The sequence below is a fragment of the Oleiagrimonas sp. genome (assembly GCF_027858935.1).
GTDB lineage: Bacteria > Pseudomonadota > Gammaproteobacteria > Xanthomonadales > Rhodanobacteraceae > Oleiagrimonas.
Map to the genome: position 1 here is coordinate 1 of NZ_JAQIBU010000147.1, position 4,225 is coordinate 4,225.

General features: G+C 65.9%; 3 protein-coding genes and 1 pseudogene. 1 reads left to right on the top strand and 3 read right to left on the bottom strand.

Annotation, left to right across the window (positions count from 1 at the left end; all coding sequences use genetic code 11):
- Positions 1-195: pseudogene (locus tag PF446_RS05420) on the bottom strand (hypothetical protein); the annotation flags it as partial.
- Between the two features lie 156 nt (positions 196-351).
- Here PF446_RS05420 and PF446_RS05425 point away from each other — a divergent pair.
- Entirely contained in the window at positions 352-1,134 is a 783-nt protein-coding gene (locus PF446_RS05425) for an enoyl-CoA hydratase-related protein (RefSeq protein WP_298070227.1), read from the top strand.
- A gap of 82 nt (positions 1,135-1,216) precedes the next feature.
- Here PF446_RS05425 and PF446_RS05430 read toward each other — a convergent pair whose 3' ends face one another.
- Together PF446_RS05430 and mutL are read right to left on the bottom strand one after the other, a co-directional pair.
- Positions 1,217-2,116 (bottom strand): DUF1684 domain-containing protein, encoded by a 900-nt coding sequence (locus tag PF446_RS05430; RefSeq protein WP_298070228.1) that lies wholly within the window; start codon positions 2,114-2,116, stop codon positions 1,217-1,219.
- A 56-nt stretch (positions 2,117-2,172) separates the two neighbouring features.
- Positions 2,173-3,981 (bottom strand): DNA mismatch repair endonuclease MutL, encoded by a 1,809-nt coding sequence (gene mutL / locus PF446_RS05435; protein ID WP_298070229.1) that lies wholly within the window; start codon positions 3,979-3,981, stop codon positions 2,173-2,175.
- Positions 3,982-4,225 lie beyond the last annotated feature (244 nt).

Genomic DNA, 4,225 nt, shown 5'->3' on the forward strand with positions numbered 1-4,225 from the left:
CGACTTGCGGGCCGCGATGCGGGTACCGATCTGGTAGCCGACCGCATAGGACAGCTTGTGGCGATCCAGGTGTGCCGCGGCTTCCGGATGCGACTTGCCGGTGCCGGCAACGGAACTGCTGCTGGATGGTGCCGCTTGTGCCATGGCCAGGCCCGGCAAAGCCAGGGCCATGACCAGGACCAGACGTGCTTTCATCGAATCATCCACCTTGAGGCTGCCTTGCGCGTCCATCATGGTAAGCCATGTGCGTGTGGGTGCCGCGCGCGCCTACGCACACTTGTTCTGATTGCTCCGGTGGCCGATGGTTCCCCGCTGGTACCATGCGGGTTTTCCTTTCCGGAGTTCACGACCATGGCCTACCGCAATCTGCTTGTCGCCGACGACGGCGCGGTCCGCACACTTACGGTGAACCGGCCGGACAAGCTCAATGCGCTCAACCTGGAGACGCTGAACGAGCTGATGCTGGCCTTTGGCCAGGCTGCACACGACCACGCGATCCGCGTAGTCGTGTTGGCCGGCAGCGGCGACAAGGCCTTTGTGGCCGGTGCCGACATTGCCGAGATGAACAGCTACACGCCGATGCAGGCCCAGTCCTTCTCGCGCATCGGCCAGGCCCTGATGCTCACCATCGAACGCCTTGGCAAGCCTGTCATTGCGCGCATCCAGGGCTATGCGCTGGGTGGCGGCATGGAACTGGCCATGGCCTGCCACCTGCGCGTCGCCTCGCAGAAGGCGAAGTTCGGACAGCCGGAAATCAATCTTGGCCTGATCCCGGGTTTCGGCGGCACCCAGCGCCTGTTGCGTCTGGCCGGACGCGGCGCGGCGCTGGAACTGTGCCTGACCGGCGCGCAGATCGACGCTGCGCGCGCGCGCAGCCTGAACGTGGTCACCCAGGTGGTCGCTCCCGAGGCGCTGGACGAAGCCGTGCAGGCGCTGGCCTCCCAGCTCGCCGCAGGCGCCCCGTGCGCGGCTGCGGGGATTCTCGATGCCGTGCTCAGCGGCGGCGAATGCAGCATCGAACAGGGCCTGGACTACGAAAGCCAGGCCTTCGCGCTGTGTTTTGCCACCGAGGACATGCGCGAGGGCACCAGCGCGTTTATGGAACGCCGCAAGGCCGAGTTCAAGGGTCGGTGAAACAGCGCATGCGCCATGCCCCGCATGCGCCGTTGGGGGGCCACCACTGTTCTCCCCATGCAGGCTGGAACCAGTCAGGGGGTCAGTCGCTCGGACCCTTGTAGGTCAACTCACCGGCAGTCACGCGGAACGGCAGGCGGTTCTCCGGCGGCGCCAGATTGCAGGTCGCATACGGCGTGAACGCGCACGGCGGGTTGTAGGCCTTGTTGAAATCGATCACGACCTTGTCCGAACCCTTCCGCGGCGGATCGATGTACAGGAAACGGGCCGCGCCGTAGGTCTGCTTGCCGCTGGTGGCATCGGAAAAGACCAGGAAATACTGCTTTTCCCCTGGCGTCTCGATCACCGGCTCGAGGCTGTAGGTGTGCCCCTGGTAGTGGAACACGGCCTTGCCCGGCACCGGATAGGTATCGATGCCGCCGATCTCGTTGGCCATCCTGATCTGGTGCTGGGGCTTGAAGGCAATCCAGTGCGCAACAATGCGCAACGACGGATTGATCGGGAAATAATCGAGACCGGAAAAGTGGGTACGCGTCTTCGCCGTACTGTCCTTCACGCGCAGCGCCTTGCGTCCGTTTTGCGCCTTGAGGTAAAACTCGGTGGTACCAAAGCGCACCGTGGTCGGGTGCGCATGGCTGTCGTCCAGCAGCGTTGCCGAACGCCGGTGCGTGCCCAGGATCCGCGCTTTCGTGCCGGCCGCCAGGTGGACCTCGACGCTGCCATCGGTTTTCCAGTCCACGCGACCCAGGTGCGCCGGCGCACTGGCGATGACCACGTCGTTGTCGGCCGCGCTACCCACGGTATTGACGCCATGCTGCAGCCACGGCAGACCGACCAGACTGAGCCATCCATACGGGGCCGTCAGGGCCTTTACGCGCTGCGCACGCCACTGCTGAATCTGCTTTGCATAGCGGGGCGTGACATCGGCATGCACGGTGCTGGCTCCGACAATCAAGGCGAGAATGAGGCTGGTTCGGAACATGCGGGCAATCTCTCGGGAGGAACCACAGTATAGGCATACCGCTGAAGTGTGCAGCTTCAGCGCCCCCGATTGAACAACCGGTCCAGCTCGTGCATGCCCAGTTGCACCCAGGTCGGGCGGCCATGGTTGCACTGACCCGAGCGTTCGGTCGCCTCCATGTCGCGCAACAACGCGTTCATTTCGGCCAGGGTCAGCCTGCGGCCGGCGCGCACCGAACCATGGCAGGCCATGGTCGACAGCAGCTCGTTCTCCAGTTCCTCGAGCCGGCGGGAACTGCCGTGCTGGGCCAGCTCGCCCAGTACATCGCGGGTCAGTTGGCCGACATCGGCGCCTTCCAGAAGGGCCGGGATGCGACGCACGGTGATCTGGTCGGGTCCGCTGCGTGAAAGCTCCAGCCCCCAGTTGGCAAGGGCCTCGGCGTACTCCTCGGCAGCCTCCGCCTCGCGCGAGGCCACCGAAAGCGCCAGTGGCACCAGCAGCATCTGGGTGCGCAGACCGCTGGCACCCCGGGCCTGCTTCATGCGCTCGTAGGTGATGCGCTCATGCGCGGCGTGCATGTCCACCAGCACCAGGCCATGGGCATTCTCGGCCAGCACAAAGATGCTCTTGAGCTGGGCCAGCGCATACCCCAGCGGCGGAATGTCGGCTTCCTCGACGGTCGCGGGAAGGCCCTGTCGCGGCGACTCGCCAACCAGTGCCTGGTATTCGGACAGCGGTGCTTCGTGTATGCCCAGCGCAAGGCCGGACTGGCTGCGCCAGGCGCCACTGGTGCCGGCAAACGTCGAGCGCGCGGCCACCGGGGTGCCCGCGTCGCCGGTCTGGGTTCCGGCGAGCGGCGCGACCGGCTGCGAGGCCACGCTGCCGGCCCGGGTATCGGAAAGCACCTCGTGCAGGGTCCGGAACAAAAAGTCATGCACCAGTCGCTGTTCGCGAAAGCGCACTTCGCTCTTGGCCGGATGCACGTTGACGTCCACGCCGGACGGGTCCAGGTCCAGGAACAGCACGAAGGCCGGATGGCGGCCATGGAACAACACGTCCGCATAGGCCTGGCGCACCGCATGTGCCACCACCTTGTCGCGGACCATGCGTCCATTGACGTAGAAGTACTGCTGGTCGGCCTGGCTGCGCGCCGCGGTCGGCAGACCGACCCAGCCGGAAAGGTGCAGGCCGGCAGCCTGGTGCTGGATCCGCAGACAGGCGTCGGCAAAGCCGGTGCCCAGCACGTCCGAGACCCGCGCCAATATCGAAGCCTCGTCCCCAGCCGGTCGCAGCATGCGCACATTGCGGCCGTTGTGCCCAAGCCGGAATTCGACATCCGCATGCACCAGCGCCAGCGTCTTGACCAGTTCGTCGATGCGCCCGAATTCGGTGCGTTCGGTGCGCAGGAACTTGCGCCGGGCCGGCACGTTGAAGAACAGGTCGCGCACGTCCACGCTGCTGCCGGGCGGATGCGGCGCGGGTCGCATCTCGCCGATGCGACCGCCATCGACCTCGATGCGGAAGGCCGCATCGGCATCCGGCTGCCGCGAGCTCAGCGCGAAGCGCGACACGGATGCGATCGATGCCAGCGCCTCGCCGCGAAAACCCATCGTGGCCACGTGCTCGAGGTCATCGAAACTGCCAATCTTGCTGGTCGCGTGCGAGGCCACCGCCAGCGCAAGCTGGTCCGAGGCAATGCCGATACCGTCGTCGCGTACACTGATGCGTCGCGCGCCGCCAGCCTCGATCTCCACCTCGATGCGTCGCGCGCCCGCATCAAGGCTGTTCTCGACCAGCTCCTTGACCACCGAGGACGGACGCTCGATGACCTCACCGGCGGCAATCTGGTTGATCAGCTCGGGCGGGAGCGGTCGGATATCGGACATGGACGGACTCGGACGGGCGAGTCGCCAAGGATAGCAGCGCGCGCAAGCGCGCGGCCCGACCTCGCGGTTCAGCTGGTGGGGATCATCAGCATGCTGCCCGCGCGCAGCATGTTGGACTGCATGTGATTGGCATCCTTGATCGCATGGATGCTCACGCCGTACTGCTGCGCAATGCCCGAGAGCGTCTCGCCGTTGCTGACCTTGTGCAGGTCCTGGGTGTCGGCGTCGGCGGACAGCGTGGATG